At 74.2% G+C, this 26,685-nt stretch carries 19 protein-coding genes; 7 read left to right on the forward strand and 12 right to left on the reverse strand.

Annotated features, from left to right (window positions below):
* Window positions 1-611: TIGR03557 family F420-dependent LLM class oxidoreductase (locus tag ACMA1D_RS09290; protein ID WP_414723390.1), on the forward strand; the 611-nt coding region annotated here is incomplete at its 5' end.
* A gap of 152 nt (window positions 612-763) precedes the next feature.
* The gene (locus ACMA1D_RS09295; protein ID WP_414723391.1) at window positions 764-1,915 is read left to right on the forward strand and encodes a Vms1/Ankzf1 family peptidyl-tRNA hydrolase; all 1,152 of its coding nucleotides are present in this window, start codon (window positions 764-766) and stop codon (window positions 1,913-1,915) included.
* 367 nt (window positions 1,916-2,282) lie between these two features.
* Here ACMA1D_RS09295 and ACMA1D_RS09300 read toward each other — a convergent pair whose 3' ends face one another.
* The 9 genes from ACMA1D_RS09300 to fmt all read right to left on the reverse strand — a co-directional run bounded on the left by ACMA1D_RS09300 (window position 2,283) and on the right by fmt (window position 14,530).
* Window positions 2,283-3,311, reverse strand: coding sequence for a sugar-binding transcriptional regulator (locus ACMA1D_RS09300; RefSeq protein ID WP_414723450.1), 1,029 nt, complete (start codon window positions 3,309-3,311; stop codon window positions 2,283-2,285).
* Window positions 3,312-3,438: 127 nt separating this feature from the next.
* Window positions 3,439-4,134, reverse strand: a complete 696-nt coding sequence (gene rpe, locus ACMA1D_RS09305; protein ID WP_349991245.1) for a ribulose-phosphate 3-epimerase — start codon at window positions 4,132-4,134, stop codon at window positions 3,439-3,441.
* Between the two features lie 324 nt (window positions 4,135-4,458).
* Complete coding sequence (locus ACMA1D_RS09310) at window positions 4,459-5,130, reverse strand: response regulator (protein ID WP_414723392.1); 672 nt, start codon at window positions 5,128-5,130, stop codon at window positions 4,459-4,461.
* Between the two features lie 81 nt (window positions 5,131-5,211).
* The gene (locus ACMA1D_RS09315; protein ID WP_414723393.1) at window positions 5,212-6,429 is read right to left on the reverse strand and encodes a sensor histidine kinase; all 1,218 of its coding nucleotides are present in this window, start codon (window positions 6,427-6,429) and stop codon (window positions 5,212-5,214) included.
* 113 nt (window positions 6,430-6,542) lie between these two features.
* Window positions 6,543-8,876: an MMPL family transporter gene (locus ACMA1D_RS09320; protein ID WP_414723394.1), complete on the reverse strand. Its 2,334-nt coding sequence runs from the start codon at window positions 8,874-8,876 to the stop codon at window positions 6,543-6,545.
* Between the two features lie 206 nt (window positions 8,877-9,082).
* Window positions 9,083-10,396: an MFS transporter gene (locus ACMA1D_RS09325; RefSeq protein WP_414723395.1), complete on the reverse strand. Its 1,314-nt coding sequence runs from the start codon at window positions 10,394-10,396 to the stop codon at window positions 9,083-9,085.
* Window positions 10,397-10,695: 299 nt separating this feature from the next.
* On the reverse strand, window positions 10,696-12,108 hold the full coding sequence (locus tag ACMA1D_RS09330; RefSeq protein WP_414723396.1) for an RsmB/NOP family class I SAM-dependent RNA methyltransferase: 1,413 nt from the start codon (window positions 12,106-12,108) through the stop codon (window positions 10,696-10,698).
* Window positions 12,109-12,191: 83 nt separating this feature from the next.
* Window positions 12,192-13,241, reverse strand: coding sequence for an LLM class flavin-dependent oxidoreductase (locus ACMA1D_RS09335; protein WP_414723397.1), 1,050 nt, complete (start codon window positions 13,239-13,241; stop codon window positions 12,192-12,194).
* A gap of 356 nt (window positions 13,242-13,597) precedes the next feature.
* Entirely contained in the window at window positions 13,598-14,530 is a 933-nt protein-coding gene (fmt, locus tag ACMA1D_RS09340) for a methionyl-tRNA formyltransferase (protein ID WP_414723398.1), read from the reverse strand.
* A gap of 255 nt (window positions 14,531-14,785) precedes the next feature.
* Between fmt and ACMA1D_RS09345 the strand changes: the two genes are divergently transcribed.
* Window positions 14,786-15,310: a hypothetical protein gene (locus ACMA1D_RS09345; RefSeq protein WP_414723399.1), complete on the forward strand. Its 525-nt coding sequence runs from the start codon at window positions 14,786-14,788 to the stop codon at window positions 15,308-15,310.
* A gap of 300 nt (window positions 15,311-15,610) precedes the next feature.
* On the opposite strand, the gene ACMA1D_RS09350 is transcribed toward ACMA1D_RS09345, so the two are convergent.
* Window positions 15,611-17,758 carry a primosomal protein N' gene (locus ACMA1D_RS09350; protein WP_414723400.1) on the reverse strand — a complete coding sequence of 716 codons (2,148 nt, stop codon included), beginning with the start codon at window positions 17,756-17,758 and terminating at the stop codon, window positions 15,611-15,613.
* A 392-nt stretch (window positions 17,759-18,150) separates the two neighbouring features.
* Between ACMA1D_RS09350 and ACMA1D_RS09355 the strand changes: the two genes are divergently transcribed.
* The 4 genes from ACMA1D_RS09355 to ACMA1D_RS09370 are packed head-to-tail and all read left to right on the forward strand — an operon-like array spanning window position 18,151 to window position 23,453.
* Window positions 18,151-19,455: a helix-turn-helix domain-containing protein gene (locus ACMA1D_RS09355; protein ID WP_414723401.1), complete on the forward strand. Its 1,305-nt coding sequence runs from the start codon at window positions 18,151-18,153 to the stop codon at window positions 19,453-19,455.
* Between the two features lie 47 nt (window positions 19,456-19,502).
* Window positions 19,503-20,330 carry a toll/interleukin-1 receptor domain-containing protein gene (locus ACMA1D_RS09360; protein ID WP_414723402.1) on the forward strand — a complete coding sequence of 276 codons (828 nt, stop codon included), beginning with the start codon at window positions 19,503-19,505 and terminating at the stop codon, window positions 20,328-20,330.
* Window positions 20,327-22,282, forward strand: coding sequence for an ABC transporter substrate-binding protein (locus ACMA1D_RS09365; RefSeq protein ID WP_414723403.1), 1,956 nt, complete (start codon window positions 20,327-20,329; stop codon window positions 22,280-22,282). Before ACMA1D_RS09360 ends, ACMA1D_RS09365 begins: the two co-directional genes overlap by 4 nt.
* A 22-nt stretch (window positions 22,283-22,304) precedes the next feature.
* The gene (locus ACMA1D_RS09370; protein WP_414723404.1) at window positions 22,305-23,453 is read left to right on the forward strand and encodes a hypothetical protein; all 1,149 of its coding nucleotides are present in this window, start codon (window positions 22,305-22,307) and stop codon (window positions 23,451-23,453) included.
* A gap of 142 nt (window positions 23,454-23,595) precedes the next feature.
* On the opposite strand, the gene metK is transcribed toward ACMA1D_RS09370, so the two are convergent.
* A complete protein-coding gene (gene metK / locus ACMA1D_RS09375; protein ID WP_414723405.1) occupies window positions 23,596-24,819 on the reverse strand; it encodes a methionine adenosyltransferase in 1,224 nt (407 codons plus the stop codon).
* Window positions 24,820-25,262: 443 nt separating this feature from the next.
* Window positions 25,263-26,570: a bifunctional phosphopantothenoylcysteine decarboxylase/phosphopantothenate--cysteine ligase CoaBC gene (gene coaBC / locus ACMA1D_RS09380; RefSeq protein ID WP_414723406.1), complete on the reverse strand. Its 1,308-nt coding sequence runs from the start codon at window positions 26,568-26,570 to the stop codon at window positions 25,263-25,265.
* Between the last annotated feature and the right edge of the window lie 115 nt (window positions 26,571-26,685).

Here is a 26,685-nt window from a genome sequence, read left to right on the forward strand (position 1 = left end):
CCCCCCCCCCCCCCCCCCCCCGGCTGGCCATGCTGGAGGAGGCCGTGCAGGTGATGCGGCTGCTGCTCACGGGCGACGAGGTCAGCCACCACGGCACGCACTACACCGTGGAGAACGCCCGGCTGTACACGGTCCCCGACGAACCGGTTCCCATCGACGTCTCAGGCTTCGGCCCGGCGGCCACCGAACTCGCCGGTCGGATCGGGGACGGGTACGTCACCATGGCGCCCGACGCCGACTCCGTCGCACGCTTCCGGCGCGCCGGCGGTGGACCGAAGACCGCACGCGGCGGCCTCAAGGTGTGCTGGGGCCGGGACCGCGAGCAGGCGATCGACACCGCGCACCGGCTGTGGTCGACCGAGCAGTTGCCCGGCGAGCTGCCGCAGGTCCTGCCCACGCCGAGCCACTTCGAGCAGGCCACCACGCTCGTACCGCGCGAGCGCATCGCCCGCAACGTGCCCTGCGGCGACGATCCGGACAGCCACGTGGCTGCGATCAGCGCCTTCGTGGACGCCGGGTTCGACGCCGTGTACGTCAACCAGATCGGAAAGGACCAACGGGAATTCTTCGACTTCTACCGCAGCAGCGTGCTGCCCGTGCTACCGAGCTGAGCCGCGCCGGCCCCACCCGCCGCGCGCCGCGGGCGCTCCCCCGCACCACGCGGCACCACCGGCGACCAGCCGGCGCGCCCGTCACCCACGCCCCACCCGGGCGGGGGGCACACGGCGATCCCGGCCCCGAGAACGAACCGCAAGGAGGCACCATGCGTCTGTCGCTGCTCAACCCGATCCTCACCCACGACGGCCCCTGGGCCTCCGTGTACGTGGACGCCTCGTACACGGCGCAGGACGCGGCCAAGCGGCAGGAGTTGACGGCCCGGGCCGCGGCGCAGGAACTGGCGGACCTCGGGGCGCCGGCCGCGACCTGCGAGGCCGTGCACACGGCGCTGGCCGGCCCGGCCGGGGACGGCCCGATCGGCCGGCCGAAGGCGTCCGGCAAGCGCGCCGGGCGGGCCGTGTTCGCCGCCGGCGGCGAGGTCGTGATGGACGTACCGCTGCCGGGCCCGCCGGCCGCGCCGCTGACCACCGCCTGGTCCACGCTGCCCCGGCTCACCCCCCTGGTGCGCGCCGTCGGGGACTCCCCCACCTGCCTGGTGGCGTACGTGGACCGGATCGGAGCCGACTTCGAGCTGCACGACGACGCGGGCGAGCGGGACCAGGGGCAGGTCAGCGGTGCCGACTGGCCGGTGCACAAGACCGCATCGGCGGACTGGTCCGAGCGCCACTTCCAGACGGCCGTGGAGAACACCTGGGAGCAGAACGCGGCGGAGATCGCCGCAGCCACGCACCAGGTGTGGCAGCGCACCGGCGCCGACGTCCTGCTGCTGGTCGGCGACGCGCGGGAGCGGAAGGTGGTGCGTGACCTGCTGCCCGAGCCGCTGCGGTCGCGCACCGCGGAGAGCGAGCACGGGGCGCGGCCGACCGGTTCGCAGAGCCCGCAGCTCGCCCGCGACATCGCGCAGGTGCGTGCGGTGCGCGAGGGCGAGCGCGCCGCCGAGGTGCTGGACCGCTACCACGCCGGGCGCGAGGACGACGGCGGCGGGCAGGCCGTCGCCGGCGTGCCGGCCCTGGTGGAGGCGGCGCGGGAGCACCAGATCGACACCCTGCTCCTCGGCCCTGCCGGGCCGGACGCCGGACGCGAGGTGTGGGTGGGTCCCAAGGGGGATCAACTCGGTCTGCGCAGCACGGAGTTGCAGTACCTCGGCGAGGTGCGTCCGGCGGCGGCCCGGGCGGACGACGCGCTGCTGCGGTCGGCTGCGGCGAGCGGGGCCGACGCCCTCGTCGTCAACGACCCGGGCGCCGCTCCGGTCGGTGGCCTCGGCGCCCTGCTGCGCTGGCCGGCCGGCCCGCACTGAGCCGCCCGCCGGGACCCACGCCCGGCCGGCCGCCGTGAAGGCATCCGCCGGCCGGGCGCCCGTACCGCCGCTGGGTTCGGTTCTCGTAGGCCGCCCCCCGGGGCATCGCGGCATCCGGTCAGGCGCCGCTCATCCCGCCGCAACGAGGCCCGGCCGGACCGGACCGCACGGGCCAGGCGGTCGTCGCAGGGGTGACCGCCTGGCCCGCGCGTGTGGGCGGCTCCACCACATCGGTGGCCACGTCGGCAACGGACTGCGGAAACCGTCACGGGCGGTCCGGGGTGTGGTCGCGGCGGGGCCGCGCCGTCCCCGCACCGCCCGTCGGCAGTCCGTGGTCAGTCGCTGGTGGTCGCTGGTCGAGCCGCCGTCAGCCCGTGCCGTCCGGGTCCGCCCGGTCCAGCGCCGGGCGGGGTCCTGGGCCGGTCTCCAGGAGGAGGTAGTCGGCGACCGCGGCATCCGTGACCAGGCTGGTCACCAGGCCGGAGCGGAGCACCGCGCCGATCGCCTCCGCCTTGCGCAGCCCGCCCGCGATGGCCACCACCTCGGGGATGCGGCGCAGCCGGTCGGCCTCCACCGTGATGCAGCGTTCGCCCAGGTCACGGCCGATGCGCCGGCCCTCGGCGTCAAACAGGTGGGCCGACATCTCGGCCGCCGCGCCGAGCGAGGCGTACTGGGCGCGCTCCTCCTCGCTCAGCATGTCGTAGACGGTGGAGATGCCCGGCGCCCACGAGCCGATGGAGACCGCGGCGACGGTGACCTTGTCGAAGTAGTCGAAGGCTCGGGCGATGCCGGGCTGGCGGCGGAGCGCGGCGGCGGTCGCCGAGTCGGGCAGCAGCATCGGCGCGTAGATGGGGTGGGCCTCGCCGCCGGCGACGGTGGCGGCCCTGCGCACGGCCTCGACCGAGCCGCGCTCGGCCGTCCCCGCGTCGTACACGCCCGTGAGCTGGACGACGGTGCACTGCGGCAGCCGGTGCAGGGCAGCCGCCATGTTGATCGTCGAACGGCCCCAGGCGAGACCCAGTACGTCGCCCTCGGTGACCAGCTCGCCGAGCAGGTCGGCGGCGACCTCGCCCAGGTTCTCCGGGTCGGTCGGGGCGCCGCCCGCGGGGGCCGACGCGTCGTCCGTACCCTCCGTCAGCGGGGCCGGCGCGGACTCCACGACCACCGCGTGGCGCAGCCCGTAGCGGGCGCGCAAGGCGTCCGAGCGTTCGGCGTCGAGCTCGGCGGGCACCCGGATTTCGATCCGCACCAGATCGCGGTCGAGCGCCGTCTCCAGCACCCGGGCGACCTTGAAGCGGCTGACGCCGAACTCCTCGGCGATCTGGATCTTGGACTTGCCCTCCAGGTAGAAGCGGCGCGCCATGGCTGCCGCCTGCACCAGCTCGGCGGGTCCCATCCGCATGGCTGAACGGCCCGTCGACACCGCGTTCTCCTCACTGTTCACGTTCTAGAACCAACCGTCATCCTGTCAGAAACGGCGGTCCTTGGTTCGCCCTTTACCTTGGCGTTCACCAAGCCGTGGCTCAGTGTCCGCATGACCATGCGGCCGTGGCCGTCGCCTGCTGGGCCTGGGCGCGCAGGCGGCGCACCGCATCGGCCGGGTCGTCGGCGCCGTAGACGGCCGAACCGGCCACGAAGACGTCCGCGCCCGCCTCAGCACAGCGTTCAATGGTCGAAGACGAAACCCCTCCGTCCACTTGCAGCCACATCTGGAGGCCGTGCCGTGCGATGAGCTCCCGGGTACGGCGGATCTTCGGCAGCATGATGTCGAGGAACGCCTGGCCGCCGAAGCCGGGTTCGACCGTCATCACCAGCAACATGTCGAGTTCGGGCAGGAGATCCTCGTACGGCTCGATCGGCGTCGCCGGCTTGAGCGCCATCGACGCCCTGGCACCCTTGGCCCGGATCTCGCGCGCCAGCCGCACCGGCGCGCGTGCCGCCTCCACGTGGAAGGTCACCGATGCGGCGCCCGCCTCCACGTACTGCGGGGCCCAGCGGTCCGGGTCCTCGATCATCAGGTGGCAGTCGAGCGGCACGCCCGACGCCTTGCCGAGCGACTCGACGACCGGCACGCCGAGCGTCAGGTTCGGCACGAAGTGGTTGTCCATCACGTCGACGTGCAGCCAGTCGGCGCCGTCGGGGCCCGATACGGCTGCGGCCTCGTCCGCCAGCCGGGCGAAGTCGGAGGACAGGATGCTGGGACTGATCTGAACGGCCATGCCGCCAAGCCTGCCACGCCCCGCGCCGCACGGCGGACTCGGGACCGCCGCCCGTGCGCTCGGTCCGCGCCCGGCCACCCACCGCGGCGCCCCGACCGCCCGCACCGGGCGGGCCGGGCGGCTTGCCCACGGGTGCGCCCCGGGGTCCGGCGGCTGCCGTCCGTACGGCCGGTGGGCCCGGCCCGCGCCGCGTCCGGGTGGCCTACGGCAACGGCGTGACCTGCGGCTTCGGCGGCGGGCCCACGCACCGGGGCGATGCCGTGCGTGGGCCGTGGTCACCTCGCGCCCTCGGGCCCGGGGCACCGGCCGGTCCCCACGTCCCGCTCAGCGCGGGGGCCTGGCCAGACCCGACTGGTAGGCGTAGACGACCAGTTGGGCGCGGTCGCGGGCGGCGAGTTTCGTCTTGGCGCGCTGGACGTGGGTGCGTACGGTCAGCGGACTGACGAAGAGCTCCCGGGCGATCTCCGCATCCGACTTGCCGTCCGCGACGAGGCCGAGCACCTCGCGCTCGCGGGCGGTCAAAGTGGCCAGTTGGGCGGCGAGCGCCGGTGGGGCGTCCGGGGCCGGGGTGGCCAGGAACCGGGTGATCAGGGAGCGGGTGGCGGCGGCCGACAACAGTGCGTCACCGGCCGCGACGGTGCGGATGCCGGCGAGGAGGGCATCGGCCGACACGTCCTTGCCGAGGAAGCCGCTGGCCCCCACCCGCAGCGCCCGGGCGATGTGCTCGTCCGTCTGGAAGGTGGTGAGGATCAGGACGCGGGTGTCCCGCAGCGCGGGGTCGGCGCAGATCTCGGCCGTCGCGGCGAGCCCGTCCGTACCGGGCATGCGGATGTCCATCAGGACGACGTCGGGACGGTGCGCGCGGGTGCCGGCGACGGCGCTCGTACCGTCCGCGGCCTCGGCGACCACCGTCAGGTCCGCACAGGAGTCGATCAGCATCCGAAACGTCGCCCGCAGCAGGGTCTGGTCGTCGGCGAGGAGTACGCGGATGGTCATGGGGCCCTTCACGGGTCGGTGGGTGGCGGGTCGGGGGCAGGCACGGCCTACGGGTGGGTTGGCACCAGGGTCGGGCAAGGGTCAAGGGTGGATGGGGAGTTCGGCGGTGACGGCGAAGCCGCCTTCCGGGCGGCGGCCGGCCCGGAGCCGGCCGCCGGCGCCGCGGGCCCGCTCCCGCATGTTGATCAGACCGAAGCCGCCACCGGGCAGCGCGGGCCCACCGCTCCCACCACCACCGCCACCACCATCGCCCCCGCCACTTCCCCTGCCACTCCCCCTCCCACCGCCATCGCTGACCGTGAGCGTCAGCAACTCGTGCGTATAGCCGAGTCTGACCTGCGCGGTTCCCGTCGCGGCGTGCTTGGTGACGTTGGTCAGCGCCTCCTGGACGATCCGGTACGCGGTGAGGTCCACGCCGGGTGAGAGCGGGCGTTCCGCACCGTCCACCACCACGCTGACCTGGAGCCCGGCCGCGGCGAACGCGGTGATCAGTTCGGCGAGCCGACCGAGCCCGGGCGCCGGCTCGGCCGGGTCGACCCCGTCGTCCGGATCGTCGGGCTGGCGCAACAGGCCCACGGCCGCCTGGAGTTCGCGCAGGGCCGATGCGGTGGTGTGGGACAGCGCGCCGAGTATCTGCTCGGCCTGCTCCGGACGGCTGCGGACCAGATGGGCCGCGGTGCCCGCCTGCGCGTTGGCCAGGGCCATGTGGTGGGCGACCACGTCGTGCAGTTCGCGGGCGATGCGCATGCGCTCCTCGCCGACCCGGTGCCTTGCCTCCTCTTCGCGGGTGCGCTCGGCGAGTTCGGCGCGGGTGTGGACCGCCTCCAGGTAGGCGCGCCTGGCCTGGACGGCGGCGCCCTGGATGACAGGGAGCAGCAGCCAGAAGACGGTCGGCCCGACCCGGTCGGTCCAGGGCAGTACGGCGTCCTCCGAGCGCAGCGCCGCGTACACGATCAACCCGGTGACCCCGAGGCCGTACAAGTGCGCGGTCCGCTGCGGCACCCGTACGGCCAACTCGTACAGCGCCACGATGACCGGGAGCAGCAACAGCGGGCCGAGCTCGTAGCCGAGCGCGCCGGAGGCGGCGGCGACCCACCCGGTGCCCAGCACGGCCGCGCCCGGGTGCGTACGGCGGAACAGCAGGGTGCAGCAGGAGCCGGCGGCGATGACCGTGCCGGCCGTCCAGCCGGGGCCGCCGCGGTCGTACTGCTTGGCGGTGATGACGTACACCAACGCCAGGAACGCCCCCTCGACGAGCCGGGGGTGCCGGTCGGCGTACCGCTGCAAGCTGGCGAGCATGAGTTCTCCGGTCGTGAGCCTTGGCCCATGGTCGGCGACGGGGTGGACTGGCGGCCAGCGGTCCCCGCGGGGGGGCGGAGTGCCGGGCCGCAGCGGCGCGGCCCGGCCACCGCTCAGGCGCGCGGGGCGTCTTCCGGTCCGCCGGCGGTTGCCGGCAGCGGCCCGCCGGGCGCGGCCGGGCGCAGGTCCGCGCCCTCCACGTCGACCCGCGGCAGCAGCCGGTCCAGCCAGCGCGGCAGCCACCAGGCGGCCTCGCCGAGCAGGGCGAGTACGGCGGGGACGAACGCCATCCGGACCACGAAGGCGTCGAAGAGCACGGCGCTCGCCAGCCCGAAGCCGACCATCTTGACCATGGAGTCCGCGCCCGTCATGAACCCGCCGAACACCGCCATCATGATCAGCGCGGCGGCCACCACGACCCGCGCGCTGTGCCCGAACCCGGTGGCGACGGCCTGGCCCGACCGCTCCCCGTGCACGTACGCCTCGCGCATCCGCGAGACCAGGAACACCTGGTAGTCCATGGCCAACCCGAAGACGATGCCGACCAGGAAGATCGGCATCAGGCTCATGACCGGCCCGGTCTGCTCCACGCCGAAGACGCCGGCGCCGTGGCCGCGTTGGAAGACCGTGACGACTACGCCGAGGGCGGCCAGCACCGACAGCAGGAAGCCGAGCGCGGCCTTGAGCGGCACCAGCAGTGACCGGAAGACCACCAGCAGCAGGACGAAGGCCAGCCCGACGACGACCACCAGGTACGGCACCAGGGCGTCCTGCATCTTCTGCGCGACGTCGATGTTGAGCGCGGTGGTGCCGGTGACCTCGAAGGTGGCGCCGGTGTCGGACTCGGCCGCCGGCCGCAGGGCGCGGATGGCGTGTACGAGGTCCTTGGTGCGCTCGCTGGTCGGCGCGTAGGCGGGCGTGACGGTCAACACCGCGGTGTCCCGGGCCCGGTTGAACTCGGTCCGGGAGACCGCGACCACGCCTTCGGTGCCGGCGATCCGGTCCGCGACCCGCCCCGCGGCGGCCGTCGGCCGTACGGTCCCGCGCAGGTCCACCACGACGGTCAGCGGGCCGTTGAACCCGGGCCCGAAACCCTCGGCGAGCGCGTCGTACGCCCGCCGCTCGGTGGTCGACGTGGGCTTCGCCTCGTCGCCCGGCATACCGAGTTGCAGATCCACCGCCGGCACCGCGAGCGCCCCGAGCCCCACGACCGCGGTCACCAGCACCGGCACCGGGCGGCGCAGCACGAAACCGGCCCACCAGGCGCTGGCCTTGCCCGCGGCGGGGGCGCCGGCAGCGACGCCTGCTGCCCCACCCCGTTCCGGCCACTCCGAGCGGCCCGCGCCCGCCCGGCCGAACCGGATGCGCCGGGCACCACGGTTGGGCCGGTCACCACGGGCGCCCCCGCCCCCAGTACCCGGGTCAGCCCGCCGGTCCCGGCGGGCGAGGACCGCGTGCGGCCACCAACCGAGCAGCGCCGGCACCAGGGTCAGCGCCACCAGCACGCCGACCGCGACCGCCCCCGCGGCGCCCAGGCCGATCTTGGTGAGCATCGGGACGCCCACCACCGCGAGGCCGGCCAGCGCGATGATGACGGTCAGCCCGGCGAAGACGACCGCGGCGCCTGCGGTGCCGGTGGCCAGCCCCACCGCCTCCTGCGGGCCGTGGCCGCGCCCGCGCTCCTCGCGGTAGCGGGAGACGATGAACAGGGAGTAGTCGATGCCCACGGCGATGCCGAGCATCATCGCCAACTCGCCAGTGGTCGACGACAGGCCGAGCGCACTGCCGAGCGCGGTGATCGCGAACATGCTCACCGCCACCCCAACCAGCGCGGTGACCAGCGGCAGCCCCGCGGCGGCCAGCGACCCGAAGGTGATCAGCAGCACCACGGCGGCGACCCCGACGCCGAGCGCCTCGCCGACCCCGGCCGAGCCCTCGCCCTCCAGCGCGTTGCCGCCCGCCTCCACGGTCAGCCCGGCCGCCCTGGCCCGCTCGACGGCACCGGTCAACTGCTTGCGGCTGGCGTCGCTGACCTCGTCCTCCGTCACCTCGTACGCGACGGTGGCGTACGCCGTGCCCGCGTCCTCGCTCACCCCGCGGCCGGCGAACGGGTCGGACACGTCGGCCACTTGCGACCCGGTGGCCACGTCGGTCAGCAGCGCGTCGATGGTCGCGCGGTGCTCGGCCGAGGTGATCCGCTGCCCCTGCGGGGCGACGAAGACGAGGCGGGCGTTCGCGCCGTCCGCCTCGCCTTCCGGGAACCGTTCGTTGATGAGGTCGAACGCCTGCTGCGCCTCGATGCCCGGCATGGACGTCGAGTCCTCCGGGGGCTCGGGCGCATGGGCCGACGCGAAGAAGAGGGCGGCCAGCGCGGCCACCCACAGGAGCCCGACCCGGCGGCGGCGCCGATGCGCCCAACGCCCCAGCCGAGAAAGGTAACTGGCCATACGAGAGGTCTCCGTAACTGCTCTGGGGAACCCCTCAAGCCTTTCCGGACGGCCCCGGCGCGTCGTCCGCCGTGCCGACAATCCGGGCTACTCACTATCGAGTACGTCCGCCACGGGCCGTCATCGCGCGCGCGTACCCGGGCGGCTTCACACCGTGCGCCCGGGCGCGTACCCCCGGCCCGTGCGGGCGGGGGGGGCCGCCCGGCTCAGCCCGCCGCGGGCTGCTCCACCGGCGCCTCGGTGTCGGGTAGGTCGCGCTCGCTGCGCATCGGGCTCGCGGCGAGGATCAGCCAGCAGGAGGCGACGATCGCCGTCATGATCCACACCGCGGACCGGTAGCCGACCACGTCCCCGAGCACGCCGCCGAGCAGCGAACCGAGGGGGATGGTGCTGTGGTTGATGACCATGGCCGTGGCCACCACCCGGCCGAGCAACTGCGGCGGGCAGTAGGACTGCCGGAAGCTGCCCACCACGATGTTGGCGACCGCGACGCCGATCCCGACGGCCAGCGCGCCCGTGACGAACAGCCAGACGCCCGGCCCCGGCGTGGTCAGCGGCATCAGCAGCGCGAAGGGCGCGGTCACCGCCTGGAAGACCAACAGCCCCCGGGCCGAGCCCACCAGGCGGCTGATCCGGGTGGCCAGCAACGCGCCCACGATGCCGCCGACGCTGCCGCTGGCCAGCACGAGCCCCACCATCGCCGGGCTGAGCCCGACGGTGCGCACCAGGAACACCACCTGCACGGCCTGATAGCCCATCAGCGCCATGTTGACCGTGGCGCCCCAGATCACCATCGGCCGCAGGTACCTGTCCCGGGCCACGAAGCGCAGCCCCACCGCGATCTGCCGGCGCAGCGGCACCCGTTCCGCGGTGGGCGCCTTGGCGGGCTCGACCACCTCGATCCGCGTCAGGCACACCGCGGAGACCAGGAAGGTGACCGCGTCGACCACCAAACCGGCCACCGTGCCGACGAGTTGGGCCAGCACGCCCATCGCCCCCGGCCCCGCGGCCCGGGTCGCGGCCTCGCTGCCGTGCAGCTTGGCGTTGCCCTCCATCAGGTCCCGGCCGTGCAGCACGGTCTTGACGTACGTGTGGTAGGCGGTCTTGAAGTACACCCCGGTGGTGCCGCAGATCAGGGCGACGACGATCAACTGGGTCAGGGTGAGCGCGTCGAGCCAGGCCGCCACCGGAATGCTCACCAGGGCCGCGCCCGCCACCAGGTCGCACACGATCATCACCGACCGCTTGCGCATCCCGTCCACCCAGGCCCCCACCGGCAGCCCCACGACCAGCCAGGGCAGCCACACCGCGGCGGCGACGAGCCCGACCGCGGTGGCACCCGCGTCCAGCGCCACCACCGTGATCAGCGGCAACGCCACCGACGTCATGCTGTTGCCCAACCCGCTGACGGTCTCGCCGATCCACAACAGCCGAAAGTCCCGCTGGGCCAACACGCCCCACCGTCTTCGGGACCGATCGGATATCTCTTCCGTTCCTTCTGCCTCTCCCGACTCATTCACCCGACGAATCATGCACGCCCCGCCAGCAACACGCTGTACCAGCCAACTGGTTGCTCCGTCACATCGCGGAAATCGGACGGCCGGCGCGGTGGTTCGTACCGTTACGCGAATACGGGGCCTGTGTGGCCACCCGGAGTCAGCGGCTGTGGGCGGGTAGCCGGAAACGGCCGCGGAGGCGGAGGCCCGGCGGTGGGTCGCGGCCCTCGGCAGCGGCCCGGGGCGCGGCCGGCGAGAGCGCGGAGCCGGGCCGCGGGCCCGCGGCCCCGGCTTGGCCCCGTTGGGATCGGGCCGGGCTGACGTCAGCCCGTACGCCGCAACAGCGCCAAGTACATCGCATCGGTGCCGTGCAGATGCGGCCAGAGCTGCACGTCAGGCCCTTCGCCCAGGTCGGTGACGCCGGGCAGCAGGGGGCGGGCGTCGATCCACTCGGCGCCGCCGGTGGCCTTGAGGACGTCGTCGACGACCGCCCGGGTCTCCGCCAGGTGCGGCGAGCACGTCGCGTACGCCACCACACCACCCACCCGGGCCGCCGCCAGCGCCTCGCGCAGCAGTCCGCGCTGGAGCGGGGCGAAGCCCTCCAGGTCCTCGGGGCGGCGGCGCCAGCGGGCCTCGGGGCGGCGGCGTAGCGCGCCGAGCCCGGTGCACGGCACGTCCACCAGGACCCGGTCGAAGGAGCCGGGCCGCCACGTCGGGCGGGTGCCGTCGGCGCAGATCACCTGGTACGGGCCGGGGTTGCCGGCCAGCGCCCGGGCCACCAGCCTGGCCCGGTGCGGCTGCTTCTCGGAGGCGAGCAGCGCCGCGCCGCGCTCGGCGGCCAGCGCCGCGAGCAGGGCGGCCTTGCCGCCGGGTCCCGCGCAGCCGTCGAGCCAGCGCGCGTCCGCACCGTCGAGCGGGGCGTTCGCCAGCGCCATGGCCACCAGTTGGCTGCCCTCGTCCTGCACACCGGCCCGGCCCTCGCGCACCGCGTCGAGCGCACCGGGCTCGCCGCCTTCGACGAGCCGTACGGCCTGCGCCGACCAGCGGCCGGGCAGCGCGCGGTCGGGCCCCGCAGCCGCCAGCAGCTCGGCCGCGGTGGACCGGCCCGGGCGGGCCACCAGGGTCACCTCGGGTCGTTCGTTGTCGGCCGCGAGCAGCGCCTCGACGCCCGCCCGGCCACCGCCGAGCGCGTCCCACAGCGCGGAGACCACCCAGCGCGGGTGGGCGTGCATGACGCCCAGGTGGGCCTCGGCGTCCTCCTCGTAGGGCGGCGCGACGCGGCGCAGCCACCCCTCCAGGTCGTCCGCGGCGATCTTCCTGAGCACGGCGTTGACGAACTTGGCCCGCCCGTCGCCGAGCACCACCCGGGCCAGTTCCACGCTGGCGCTGACCGCGGCGTGGGTGGGGATCCTGGTGCCGAGGAGCTGGTGCGCGCCCAGGCTGAGCACGTCGAGCACCGGCGGGTCCACCTCGCGCAGCGGCCGGTCGACGCAGTCGGCGATGATCTCGTCGTACGTGCCCTGCCAGCGCAGCGTGCCGTAGACCAGTTCGGTGGCGAGCGCCGCGTCCCTGGCGTCGAAGGAGCCGTCCTCCCTGGCCTTGCGGAGCAGCGGGGGCAGCACCAGGTTGGCGTAGGCGTCCCGCTCGTCGACGGCCCGCAGCGCCTCGAAGGCGAGCACCCGTACGGGGTCCTTCTTCGGCCGGCGGTAGGGCTTGGCTGGGCGGCGATCGTTCACGAAAGGTGCTCCGGAGCTGGGAAGACGAACGGCCCCAGCCTACGTGCCACGGCGTGGCGGGCGCTTCAAGCCCCGGCGGCGGCTCACCCGACCGCCGGCCGCACCGCGTCGTGAACGAGCCGCAACTGCTCGTCCACCCCGGGCAGCCCGGGCAGCTCGCGCCCGGTGAACAGCCGCACCAGCGTCGGATCGACGATCGCACAGATCACGTGGTTGACGCCGGCCGGGCGGAGTTGGGTGCGGATCTGCTCCGCGCACTGGGCCGGCGTCCCCGCAATCGCGAGCCGCGCGACGACGCCCGGGTCGGTCAGCTCGATGCCACGGGCCGGATCGCCGGCGCGCACCGCGGCCACCACCGGCCGCAGGGCACCCGGGTCGACGCCGTTGCGCAGCAGTTGCTCGTCGGAGACGGCCGAGGCGTACGGCCCGATCATGCTGCGGGCCGCTTCCCTGGCGAGCGCCCCGTCCGGGCCGGTGGCGAAGACCACCCAGGCGCCGATGTCCAGGTCGCGCCAGTCCCGCCCGGCCCGTTCGGCACCGGCGCGCAGATGGCGTACGGCGTACTCGTACGCCTCCCGGGTGGCGCTCATCGAATGGTGGCAGCCGTCCGACGACTCACCCGCCGCGACGAACGACCTCGGCCCGCGCATCGCCCCCAGCTTCAGCGGCACCCGCTGCTGCACCGGACGGGCGAAGGTGAACAGCCCCTCGTACGAGGCGAACGCGCCCCGCCGGGTGATGGCCCCCTCGTCGAGCAGGGTGCGCACCACGCCGAGCGCCTCCTTGACCCGGGAGAGCGGGCGGTGGGCTGCGCCGTCGATGCCGTACTGGGCGAGGAGGCCGCAGTTCCCGCTGGCGAGCACCGCCTCGGCCCGGCCGCCGGAGAGCTCGTCCAAGGTGGCGAGCGCCTGCGCGATCAGCGTCGGATCGCGCAGGGTGACCGGCGAAGCGCAGGTGCCCAGCCGGATGGTGCGGGTCTGCCCGGCGGCCACCGCGAGCAGTTGCCACGGGTCCTTGTGCCAGGTCTCGTCCGCGACGTAGCAGGCGTGGAAGCCCAGCGCGTCGGCCAGCCGGATGGAGGCGAGGGACTCGACCAGCGGGTAGTCGGGGAGCAGGGCGTAGCTGAACCGCATGGGCGCCGCCTCATCGCAGCGGAAAGGGGCCTGGGCGGGCGTACGGGAGACACTGAACGCGCCGTGCGGACACGGGAGTTGGGGCCATCCGGACGCCGTCCCGGAAAGTGTTGGCGAGCTTGCCCCGGCCTGTCCAGGGTGCGGAGCGGATGGGATGGGGCGTACGGCTGCGGCCTGCGGACGGGACGGGGCCCGCGGGGCCCGGACGCGGGGTGCGCGCGTGGGATGCGTGCGCAGGGTGGGGCGAGGAGTGTGTACGCGAGGTGGGGCCGGCGGGAGCGCGTACGCGAGGTGCCCCGCCGGCCGCCGGGGCGCGGGGCGGCTGCGGGGCGGCGCAGCAAGGACCGCCGCGGCGGCTACGCCTCGAAGTGCTCCCCCGCCGCGATCCGCACCCCGCGCGCCCAGTCTGCGCCGGCCATCGGCTTCTTGCCCTGCGGCTGCACCCACAGCAGTTCGACGGCGTGGCTGCCGGTGCCGGCGAACACGGCGTTCTTCGTCGCGGCCAGCTCACCGGGGGCGAGGTCGGTACGGTCGACGACCAGCCGTACGGACATCACCTTCAGCCGCTCGCCGCGGAAGAGGGTCCAGGCCCCGGGGGCCGGGGCGCAGCCGCGTACCACCCGGTCCACCCGCAGCGCGGGCGCCGCCCAGTCCAGTTGCGCGTCCGCGACCTCGATCTTGGGCGCGAGCGAGACGCCGTCGGCGGGCTGCGGCACCGGCTGCAAGGTGCCGTCCTCGATGCCGTCCATGGTCGCCGCCAACAGTCCCGAACCGGCGAAGGCCAGCCGTGTCAGCAGGTCACCGCTGGTGTCGGTGGGCCGCACCTGCTCGGTGAGCACCCCGTACACCGGCCCGGAGTCAAGGCCCTGTTCGATCAGGAAGGTGGAGGCGCCGGTCATCTCGTCACCGGCGAGCACCGCGTGCTGCACGGGGGCCGCGCCGCGCCAGGCCGGCAGCAGCGAGAAGTGCAGGTTGACCCAGCCGTGGGCGGGGATGTCCAGCGCCACCTTGGGCAGCAGCGCCCCGTAGGCCACCACCGGGCAGCAGTCGGGGGCGATCTCGCGCAGCCGGGCCAGGAAGTCCGCGTCGCGCGGCTTGGCCGGCTTGAGCACCTCGATGCCGGCCTCTTCGGCGCGCTGCGCCACCGGGCTCGCGACCAGCCGCCGACCGCGCCCGGCGGGCGCGTCGGGCCGGGTGACCACGGCCACCACATCGTGCCGGTCGGACGCGAGCAGTGCGTCCAGGGCGGGGACGGCGACCTCGGGGGTACCGGCGAAGACGAGCTTCATGTCTGGCGGACTACCTCTCACACGCTGCGGAACGGCGCCCCAGTCTAGGCCGCCGGCCGCGCGCGGGCCCGGTGCCGGGCCCCCGCTGGGCCGAGCCCCGATCGGGGGGCGTACGGGTCCGGCCCCGCGCGCCCCGGACCGTGACCACGAGGGCGGCTGGGGCGTTGGTCAAGTCAGATTGACCGAAATCGGGCTGCTCCAGCGGCCCGATCCTTATTCCCTGTCAATTTCAACGCCGGTTCGAGAGGCTTGTTCATGGCCGACCACGCAACCCACGACGCCCAGGCTCGGGCCAGCCTCCATCTGCTGGTCCGGGACATCGAGCGGGTCCGGCGGCAGGTGGACGCACTGCGTACGCTCACCGCCCAGCTCGGCAACGTCTACCGCCCGCGACGCACCGGCCCGTCCGCGGGCTTCGTCGTCTACGGGCGGGCACCAGCCCCCACCGTACGGCTGGCGCAGGAGCTGCGGGACAGCATCGAAACGCTGGTCACGGCCGCGGTGGACTTCGACCGTTCACTGGGCTTCTCGTGGGACGCGGTGGGGTCGGCGCTCGGCGTCACCAAGCAGGCGGTGCACCGCAGGTACGGCAGCCGGCGCTCCACCTCGGCCGCCGTCGGCGACGGTGAGGTGCTGCGCACGGCCGAGCGCCCGACGGAGACGGCCGTCCCCATCGTCCCCGCCGCCCGCTCCGTCCCGTCCCTCCCCGCCCCGTCGGCCGGGCCCGCCCTCCGCGAAGAGCCCCGCCCGGGCGCCCTCCCCGGCCCCCGCAACGGCTGACCGCCGCCGCCCCGTCCCCCACCTGCCGAACTCCCCGCTCTCCGCTCTCCACCCCCTGTTTCCTCCCCCTCCACACTGGCCCGGCGGCACCTCACCGCCGGGCCAGTGTGCTGCACGGGCCGAAGCGGGCCGGCCGTCGGCTACCGAGCCCGTACGCCCGCCCGTACGCGTCCCGCCTCCGCAGCGGCCTCCCCGCGGCCCGACCGGTCGGGCCGGCTTCCGCCGCCGTCGCCCGGCGACCGGGCCCGGCGGCGACCCCGCACCGGCACGGCACGCCGCACGCACCCACGGCCTCACCCCTCACCCGATATCGGGCGGGTCCACCCGCACCCACACCGGGTCGCCCTGGCGTCTGGTCAACCGCGTGGCCTGGGCCGACTTCAGTGCGCGAGCGAGTGCCGCGCCCTGGCCAGGGCGGACTCGGATCAGTGCGCGCTGCCACTCCTGCGCCCCGGCGGACGCCTCGAACGGCGTCGCGAGCCGCGGCTCGGCCGCCCCATCGCCCGCCCGGCCGCCCCGGCCAGGGCGCGGGTCGGCCGCCGGCACCGGGCCGAGCACCTCGGCCGTGTCCGGCAGCTCCAGCAGATCGAGCAGGTCAGCGACGGCCCCGCCGGGCCCGGAGACGGCCGCCATCCGGGAGACCGGCGGGAACCGCAGCTCGGCCCGCTCGGCCAGTTCACGCGCCGCGTGCCCGGCCGGGTCCCAGCGCACCAGGGCCTGCACCGGGCGCAGCGTCGGCTCGGCCACCACGGTCACCACGCCGCCCACGTCCTGCCCGCGCACCAGCGCCGCCGCCGCCAGCCAGCGGCGCAGCGCCTCCTCGCCGGCCCGCAGGTCGGGCCGCGACAACAGGGCCCAGCCGTCCAGCAACAAGGCCGCGGCATAGCCGGGACCAGCGGCGACGGGTTCGGCACCGGGCGTGGCGACCACCAGCGCAGGGCGGTCGGGGACGGTCGTCCGTATGTGGTCCCCGCTCGATGACAACACCGGCACCTCGGGAAAGGCCCGCCCCAACTCCTCGGCCGTGCGCTGCGCGCCCACCACCTGCGCCCGGGCCCGCCGCCCGCCGCACTCGGGGCAGTGCCAGTCGGGGAACCCGGTCCCGCACCAGCCGCAGCACAGCGCCGCGTCCGCGGCCGGCGCCTGGAGGGGCCCCTGACAGCGGGTGCAGCGCGCGGGCGTACGACAGCGGTCACAGGCGAGCCGCGGCACGTACCCCCGCCGCGGCACCTGCACCAGGACCGGGCCGTGCCGCAGGCCCGCGCGCGCCGTCTCCCAGGCCAGGCTGGGCAACCGCGCGGCCCGAGCGGCGCCGTCCCACCCCAGTTGCTCGTCGCCGACCGTGCGCACCAACGGGGCCGCGGCACGGGCGACTTCGCGCTCGGCCGCGAGCGGCAGCGCCCACCGGCTGTCCACGAGCTGCGCCGCCTCCACCGTACGGCTGACGCCGCCCAGCAAGAACGCCGTGCGCTCGTGCGCGCTGCGCAACAGCAGCACCTCGCGGGCGTGCGGCTGCGGCGCGTGCCGCTCGCTGTGGTTGGCGTCGCCGTCGTCCCAGATCGCGACCAGGCCGAGCCGGTGCACCGGGGCGAACATCGCGGCCCGGGTGCCGACCACGGCCCGCACCGCGCCCCGGTTGATCGCGAGCCAGCGGCGGTAGCGCTCCTCGGGGCCGCTGTCGGCGGTGAGCAGCGCATGGCGGCCGGCGCCGAGCAGCGCGGTGAGCGCGGCGTCCACCCGCGCGGCACTGCGCCCGTCGGGCATGACGGCCAGCGCCCCGCGCCCGGAGGCGAGCGTGGCGGCCATCGCCCGGGCCAGTTCGTCCGGCCACTGCGGGCCCGGCAGCGCGGTCCACACCGCCCGCGGCGCATCGCCCCTGGCCAGCGCCTGCAAGAAGCTGGGCCCGTGCGGATAGCGCCGCCAGCCGCCCGGCTCCGGCGGCCCCGGCGGTGGCAGCGGCGCCGGCGACGGCTGGGCCTCGACCCGGGCGTGCCGCTGCGGTACGGCGAGTTGCAGCACGTCGGCGAGGGAACCCGCATACCGGTCGGCCACCAGCCGGCACACCGTGAGCAGCCCCGGCCCGAGCGCCAGCTCGGGCGAGAGGACCTGGGCGATGACGGCCAGCGGCCCCTGGTAGTCGGATTCGGCCACCCGCTCCAGGATGTAGCCGTCGAGCAGCCCGCCACCCTCCCGGCGCCCGCCCCGCACCTGCCCCGTCCCGGCCCCGAACCGCACCCGCACCCGCACCCCCGGCAGCGCCGTGGCGTCCAACTCGGCCGGCACCGCGTAATCCCACAGCTTGTCCAGGTGCACCGGCCCCTTGTCGACCAACACCCGCGCCACCGGCAACTCCTTGGCCAACGGCGCCCCCCGCCACGTGCGCGGCTTGGCCTTGGGCACCTTGGTCTTCCGCACGGTCTCCCGAATCAACGCAAGCTGCTCCCCCACCTCTCCCCCACCAGCCCCGTCTCCCCCACCCCGCACACCAGCTCTGCTTTCCCCACCCCGCACGCCAGCTCTACCTTCCCCGCCCCGCACACCAGCCCTGCTTTCCCCACCCCGCGCGCCAGCCCCGTGGTCCCCACCGGAACGCCCCACGCGCCCCGGCCCACCTCCCGACTGCTCGTTCTCGCTGCTCACAGCTCCAGTCTTAGCAGACGGGTACGACAGGGGCGGGGTGGCCGGGAGGTGGCCGCCGGCCGTGGGAGGCCCCCTCGACAGGGCCGATGCCTTTCCCGTTGCCTGTCCAACAGGAAACGGGAAACACCCCATTTCGCCTTGTTCCGCCGTGCCGCCTGCCGCACGCTGACTCGCGGTGACAGGCGGCTGCTCGGGGAACCGTGACGGAGGTTGACGTGCTGGAGCAGCCACAGGAATTCGGCCGGGAGCTACGCAGGCGGCGGCTGGCCGCACGGCTGTCGCTCGCGCAGTTGGGCGCGTTGGTGCACTACAGCAAGGGCCAGCTCAGCAAGGTGGAACGCGGACTCAAACGCCCCACCGTCGAGCTCGCCCGGATGTGCGACGCACGGTTGGAAACGGGCGGTGCCCTCTCCGCCCTCGTGGCGGGCCCCAGGACCGAGGCTCGCGACGCCCGCTCCAGTGACGACGGTGAGGTGTGGTTGATGCAGCTCAACAAGGACGGATCGAGTGCGTTCCAGCCCGTGGCCCGTAGGCAGGTGATCACGGCGGGGGCCGGCTCGGTGCTCGCGATCGGCGCCGGCGGCGGGATGCCCGTACCGGCCGATGTGCTGGGAGCCGGCCTCGTCGACACCTCACGGGCACTGTTCGACCAGTTCCGCCGGCTGGGGCAGACCTCGGGGCCCAGCACCCTGCTGCCCGTGCTCATCGCCCAGACCCACAGCCTGGAGCAGCTCGCGGCGCGCTCCGGCACCCGGACCCGGCACGACCTGCTGGTCCTGGCGTCGCGCTACGCGGAGTACACCGGGTGGATGGCGCAGGAAGCCGGTCAGGACGCCGGCGCCCTGTGGTGGACGGAGCGGGCCGTGGAGCTGGCCACGGCCTGTGACGATCGGGAACACGCCGCGTACACCGTGGTGCGCAGGGCGTTGATCAGCCTCTTCCGCGGCGATACCGCGCAGGCCAGTGGGCTCGCCGAGCACGTGTTGGCCTGCGACGCATCGCCGCGGGTCCGTGGCATCGCCGCCCAGCACCTCGCCCAGAGCCTGGCCGTCGAGGGCGCGTACGACGCCTGCATGCGCAACCTGGACCGGGCCCGCGACCTCCTGGCACGCAGCAGTGACGACGGCGCCAAGCCCGTCATCGGAGCCTCGCACCTGCCGGACGTCGCGGCCATGTTCACCGGGTGGTGCCTGTACGAGCTCGGCCGGCCGACCCGGGCGGCCGAGACGCTGGAGCGGGAGATCGGCCGCCTCCCGGCGCACGCCCTGCGCACTCGGACGCGCTACGGCGTGCGTGCCGCGCTCGCGCACGCCGCGGCGGGCGAGATCGAACGGTCCTGCGTCCTGACCCGGGAGCTGCTCGGTTCGGTCGGCCTGGTGCATTCCGCGACCATCCGGGCGGATCTGCGCCGGCTGTCCAGGACCTTGAACCGCTATCCGCGGCACCGTTCCGTGCGCGAGCTCAGCCCCGACCTCGCCCTCGCCGCAAGTGCCTCAGCCGCGTAGTCGCTCCACGCACCACCGAAGCCGACCAACGAACCGGGGAGACTCCCATGCACGAGATATTCATCAACTACCGCACGGCCGGCGGCAAGACCACGGCGTACCTGTTCAACGAGGCGCTCTCGCAGCGCTTCGGAACCGACAGCGTCTTCCTCGCCCGCAAGTCCATCGACGTCGGGACGAACTTCGACTCGGTGCTGTGCACCGCGGTGCGGCGCTGCGCGGTGTTCCTGGCACTCATCGACGGGGGCTGGATCGACACCCCGCACGCCAAGCGGCCCAACCGCCGGGCCTTGACCGACCCGCAGGACTGGGTGCGCCGCGAGCTTGAGGAGGCGTTCGCGTACGGGGTGCTGGTGGTGCCGGTCCTCATCGGCCGGACCACGGAACAGCTCGATCCCCGCCGCCTGCCGAAGTCGATCGCCCAGCTCGCCGAGTGCCAGTACGAACGGTTCACCGAACGCGGCGGCGCCGCCGACCTCGACCGGCTCGGTGATCGCCTCGTCAGCTCGGTGCCGGTGCTGGCCAAGCTCGACCAGCGGGCGAGCCGGCCCGCGCCGGCGGACCCCGAGCCCGGCCCGCCCCGCCCCACCGGCCAGAGCGGCGGCATCGGCACGCTCACCGGGAACCTCGGCACGTTCGTGGGCGAGGCGCACGGCCCGCTGCACACGGGGAACGGCGACCAGATCAACGGGGACCAGATCCGGGGCGACCAGATCAACGGCGGACAGGTCAACGGGGACCAGATCAACGGCGGGCAGTTACATCGGCCGGAGTTCAACGGCGGTCATGCCCAGTACATCGCGGGTGACAACCGTGGCGGCATCCACCAGCGCTTCGAGGCCCCCCAAGAGCCCGAGGACGGCGAGGACCGGTGAACGACCCGTTGGCGGAGCACATCGCGACCCACCTGGGCGCGGCCTTCGGCCCCACCCACACCGGCGAAGGGCACCAGTTCAACATCATCCAGGCCGCCCTCTCGCAAGCCGAGGAGCGGATCGACACGCCCCGGCAGACCATCGCCGAAGACGACCTGGGGTGGCTGAGCCGCTGCTTCGTCTACCCCGACCAGTTCCGCCAGGCCCGCGAACTGCTGCGCAGCCAGGGCCTCGTACTCCTGACCGGTCAACCGGGCAGCGGCCGGCGAGCGGCGGCGCTGGTCCTGTTGCACGAGCTCGCCGGTGCCGCCGGCAGCTTCCACGAACTGCCCGACACGAGCGACAGCGAGGACGGGGCCGCGCTCGACCCGCGGATGATCGGCAGGGGCGACCGGATGCTGCTCGACCTGTCGGGCAGCGACGAGACGTGGTACCTGAAGGTGCAACAGGAGCTGTCCGCCTTCCGCGCACAACTGCGGGAGCAGGACGCGCGGCTGGCCGTCGTCCTCCCCCACCACCTCGGCTATCTGCGGGAGAACAGCCACCGGCAACTCACAGTGCACCTGGGCCGGCCAGACGCCCGCAGCGTCCTCATGCGCCACTTGCGCCACCACGGCATCGTCCCCGATCTGGCCGACCTCGGCTCAACGGAGCTGACCGAATACCTCGTGTACGCGCCGGCCCGCGATCTCGCGGGCCTGGCCGACCTCATGCGTCGCGAGCGCGACGCACATCCCGACCCGCCGTACGGCATCGGGGACTGGCGCGACCGGGCGCTGGCCGGCATCACCGACCACACGCCCGAGGTGGCACGGTTCGTCGTCTCCCTGACCGGCAGACAACGCGCCGTCGCCCTCGCCCTGGCGATGCTCCACGAGCGCTCGCCCGAGGTGGTCCACGAAGCGGCGGCCCACCTGTTGTCGATCGTCGACCACGCCGAGGACGACCGCCCGCGTTTCGACCGGACCGACCTCACCGAGGAGTTCCGTGCCGTCCGCGCACAGCACCGCGCAGGCGGAACCGTGCGGTTCGACACCCCGACGTACGCCAAGGCGGTCCGCACCCACTTCTGGACGTACTTCCCTGACCTCCGGCCCAGCTTCCAGGAGTGGGTGAGCCGCTGCGTCCGCTCCCGCCGCTTCGACGACACGGCGCGTGCCGCACTGGTGGCGTCCTTCGCTGAGCAGAGCCTGCGCTCCGACCGTCCCGATGATCTGTGGGAGTTGGCCGACCGCTGGTGCCGCTCTCCTGACGCGGCCCGCCTCATCCCCGACGCCGCCCAAGCACTGGCCGAGGGGCTCCGTCACGACCGGCACGGCCAGGCGTTCCGCCGCAAGGTCTACGAGTGGTCGCGGGAGAGCCGGTTGCCCTCCGCGTTCCGGTACGTCCTGGTGACGGCCTGCAAGAAGGTGGTGGCCGAGCGCCACCCCAGCCAGGCCCTGGTGCGGCTGCACCACCTCGCGCGCCAGGAGCGCACGACCCGCGACCGGCTGGCGCTTTCGGCCTTGCTGGCCCTGGCCACGCGTGAGGGCCGGCACTGCCGCTACCTGCTCGACCGGCTCCGCCCCGACGCCTGGCCCGCCGATGCGGAGATCTTCCTGGCCCTCGCCGAGGCCGCCTCGCGCACCCCGGCCCTGTACACCGAGCCGACCACCCGCGCCCGGCTGGGCACGGGCTGGGCTGCGGTGTTCGAGCACGGCGCGTACGACCGGTGGCGCCCCTGTGTCAACCACTGGTTGTCGGCCGCCCTCGCAGCGGACGCGTACGGTGCGGCGCTGTTGGACGTTCTCGTCGGGGCCGCCGCGAGCCGCCCGGGCCCGCTCAGCCGGCTGCACGTCATCGCCCGCGACTGGGCCGCGGCGCCCGGGCCCGGCCGGAGTGAGGTGGCCCGCCTGCTGGCCGACAAGATCGATGCCGCCCAGGGCATCGAGAGCCCCGCCTTCGCCCTGTGAACCCGGACGTGGGAGACGCACCATGAGCTCTGGTCGCAAGACCCTGACCGCCTTCCTGGCCACCATCTGCGCGCTGGTCCTCGGCATCGTCGGGCTGGGCGCCGGCTGGCCGCTGCGGGTGTATCCGCTGCTCGCGCTCGCCCTGATCGTCGCCTCGGCCCTGTTCGCCGGGGTTCCCAACCGACGCCGTGGCACCGTGCCGCAGCAGTTCCTGCTGGAGCCCGACCGCCCCATCGAGGAGCCGGAGCGGTGGGAGCGAGCGGTGTGCGCGGTGGCCCTGCCCAGCGCCGAGGAGGACTACGACTTCCTCTTCTCGGCCACCGTGCGGTGGTGCCCCCTGCCCGTCGCACCGGACGCCCCGCAGATCAATGCCGGCGCCCTGGCCGTGGATGCCGTACTGGACCGGGCCAGGCACATCGCCGCCCTCCACCCGCCGCACCGCGCCTCACTCACCCAGCACTACCTGCACGGCGCACTGGCCACCATGCTTCCCGATCCGACGGGGCGGGTCACGGCCATGGCCGAGGGGGTGGGCCTGCGGCTGAGCGACGCCGACGAAGAGCGCCTGCGCAAGCTGTCGACCGTACGCAAGGACGAGGAGATATGGGAGCACGAGCGCAACTGGGAACGGAACAAGCGGGCCTATCTGTCCAACGACGTGCTCAAGGACCCCGGTAGCGCGGTGGTGTGGTGGATGGCGCGCAACGACGACGCCATCGAGAAGACCGTGCACCTGATCGGGCCGCTGGCCCAGCTCTCGTCGGCCGCGCACAACCAGGAGGTGCCGGAGACCTTCCGGCACCTGGTGCCCACGGCCCGCCCCGAACAGGAGGCGCCGCCCACCGGCTCCATCCCGGCGGCGAACGGCCACGGCTCGACGGCCGGCCTCTTCTTCGACGGCACCGGGCCCGCGCCCGGGTCTGCCACATCGAACGGCAGCGGCTTCGCCGACCAGGTGGACCGGTTGATGACCAGTGCGGGGCTGGCCGCGGAGGGGCCCGAGCGCGCCCTGTTCGCCCGGCGCCTGGCCGACCTGCTCGTGGGCGCCGGGTGTGGCGAGCGGGCGGCCGAGGTACGCAGCGCCTTCGACGCCCCCGCGGCCCCCGCGGGGCCATCCGATCCGGAGCCCGCCGGCAGTTCGGACAACGCCGCAACCACAACCGACAGCTAACGCCCCCTCCCTTCTCCCACCACCCCGCCCCAAAAAACACCGCGGCCCCGAACCCCCAAAGGGTCCGGGGCCGCGGTGCGGCGCATGTTGTCGGCCCGTGCCGCGTGGTTGCGGCAGCGCGAATGGCGCGTGGGTCGGTGGGTTACAGGCCGGCGGCCTGGCGGAGGGCGTCCACCCGGTCCGTGCGCTCCCAGGTGAAGTCCGGCAGCGCGCGGCCGAAGTGGCCGTACGCGGCGGTCTGGGCGTAGATCGGGCGGAGCAGGTCGAGGTCGCGGATGATCGCGGCGGGGCGCAGGTCGAAGACCTGGGTGATGGCCTGCTCGATGCGCTCGGCGTCGACCGTGGCGGTGCCGAAGGTCTCCACGAAGAGACCGACCGGCTCGGCCTTGCCGATCGCGTAGGCGACCTGGACCTCGCAGCGCGCGGCGAGACCCGCGGCGACCACGTTCTTGGCGACCCAGCGCATCGCGTACGCGGCCGAGCGGTCCACCTTGGACGGGTCCTTGCCGGAGAAGGCACCGCCGCCGTGCCGGGCCATGCCGCCGTAGGTGTCGATGATGATCTTGCGGCCGGTGAGGCCGGCGTCGCCCATGGGGCCGCCGATCTCGAAGCGGCCGGTCGGGTTGACCAGCAGCCGGTAGCCCTCGGTCTCCAGCTTGATGCCGTCGTCCACCAGGGCCTTGAGCTCCGCCTCCACCACGAACTCGCGGATGTCGGGGGCGAGCAGCGAGTCCAGGTCGATGTCGGACGCGTGCTGCGAGGAGACGACGACGGTGTCGAGGCGGACGGCCTTGTCGCCGTCGTACTCGATGGTGACCTGGGTCTTGCCGTCGGGGCGCAGGTAGGGGATGGTCCCGTTCTTGCGCACCTCGGACAGCCGGCGGGAGAGCCGGTGCGCGAGGTGGATCGGCAGCGGCATCAGGTCGGGGGTCTCGTCACAGGCGTAGCCGAACATCAGCCCCTGGTCGCCCGCGCCCTGCTTGTCGAGGTCGTCGTCCTTGTCCCCGGCGGACGAGCCCTCGACACGGGCCTCGTACGCGGTGTCGACACCCTGGGCGATGTCGGGCGACTGCGCGCCGATCGACACTGAGACGCCACAGGAGGCGCCGTCGAAGCCCTTCTTGGACGAGTCGTACCCGATCTCAAGGATCTTGTTGCGCACGAGCGAGGCGATCGGCGCGTACGCCTTGGTGGTCACCTCACCCGCCACGTGCACCAGACCGGTGGTGATCAGGGTCTCGACGGCGACCCGCGAGTGCGGGTCCTCCTTCAGGAGGGCGTCGAGGATGGTGTCGCTGATCTGGTCAGCGATCTTGTCAGGGTGGCCCTCGGTGACAGACTCCGAGGTGAACAGGCGGCGGGACACATCGCTCCCTGGGGTTGCAGCGGCTGCTGGCTGAGCATGGGCGGAGACGCACGGGAGCTGCGCCCGACGCGAATCCGTGACCAGTTTATCGGTCACTCTCGCCGATTGGGCCGCGTGTCTCGCAACACGGGCGCAGGGTGACTCGTCCCACACGCTTGGTTGGGGTGAATTGTGCGTTCAACCACACAGTGGGCGGCCCTTTTGCGCCGAGTCGGCGGCGGGTCCCCAGGTCGCGCGGCCGGTCCCGGCGGGCGGGGAGGGCGGCCCCGCACCGGCCCAACGGCCGCTGGCCGCCCCGCAGTCCATGATCGGCGCCCGCGGCGCCGGGCGCGGGTGCGCCGCCGGGACCCACCGGCGCACCCGGTCGCGGAGCACGGACCATGAGCGCTCCCGCGCGCGTCCGCACTCCGCCACCAGCGGTCTCACATAGTGGTACGACTGCCTCAGACGGCCGGGCTCAGCGCGCGGGTGACCAGATCCCACACGGTTTCGGCCAGTGCTTCCTTGGGGCCGTACGGTACGGGCGTCTCGCTGCCGTCGGCGCCGAGCACCACGGCCTCGTTCTCCTCCGCACCGAAGGTCTTGTGCTCGCCGACCTCGTTGACGACCAGCAGGTCACAGCCCTTGCGGGCGAGCTTGGCCCGGCCGTTGGCCACCACGTCGTCGGTCTCGGCGGCGAAGCCGACGACCACCTGGCCGGTGCGCGTGCGCTCGGCGGAGAGTTCCGCGAGCACGTCCGGGTTGCGGACCAGCGCGATGGGCTCGGGCTCCTGCCCGTCCCGCTTCTTGATCTTGCCGGGTGCGTAGACGGCGGGCCGGAAATCGGCCACGGCCGCGGCCATGACCACCACGTCCGCGTCGGCCGCCGCCTTGAGCATCGCCTCGCGCAGGTGCAGGGCCGTGCCCACGCGTACCACATCGACGCCGGCCGGGTCGGGCAGCGCACTGTTCGCGGAGACCAGAGTGACCCGTGCGCCCCGGGCCACGGCGGCCCGCGCCAGCGCGTACCCCTGCTTGCCCGACGAACGGTTGCCGAGGAAACGCACCGGGTCCAGCGGCTCCCGGGTGCCGCCCGCGCTGACCACCACGTGGCGGCCGGCCAGGTCGTCGTGGGCGGGGTGCTGGCCGGTGGCCAGTACCCGGCGGCAGACCTCGAAGATCTCCGCGGGGTCGGGCAGCCGCCCCTTGCCGGTGTCCACGCCGGTCAGCCGGCCGACGGCGGGTTCGATGACGACGGCGCCGCGGCGGCGCAGGGTCGCCACGTTCTCCTGGGTCGCTGGGTGCTCCCACATCTCGGTGTGCATGGCGGGCGCGAAGACGACCGGACAGCGGGCGGTCAGCAGGGTGTTGGTGAGCAGGTCGCCGGCGAGCCCGTGGGCGGCCTTGGCGAGCGTGTCGGCGGTGGCCGGGGCGACCACCACCAGATCGGCCGCCTGCCCGATCCGCACGTGCGGCACCTCGTGCACGTCCGCCCAGACCTCGGTGGCCACCGGGTGGCCGGAGAGCGCGGACCAGGTCGCCTCGCCGACGAAGTGCAGCGCGGACGCGGTGGGCACCACCCGTACGTCGTGCCCGGACTCGGTCAGTCGGCGCAGCAGCTCACACGCCTTGTACGCGGCGATGCCGCCGCTCACGCCGAGTACCACCGACGGCTTCTCGGCCGCGGGCTGCGCGGCCGGCTCGGCTGCCGCCGGCTCCGGCTCGCCGCCTGTCGCAGGTCGGTCGGTCGGCTGCTTCGTGGGCTTGTCCATCGTTCACCTCTCCGCGCGCTGTCGCATCGGCCCCATGACACACCACGGGCCCGGCAGCCGCTCCACCGGCCCGTGCCGGAGGCGCCCGCTGCCGGGCCCGTGGTGAAGAGAACGT

It is taken from the genome of Streptomyces sp. 796.1, from assembly GCF_047525675.1.
GTDB lineage: Bacteria > Actinomycetota > Actinomycetes > Streptomycetales > Streptomycetaceae > Streptomyces.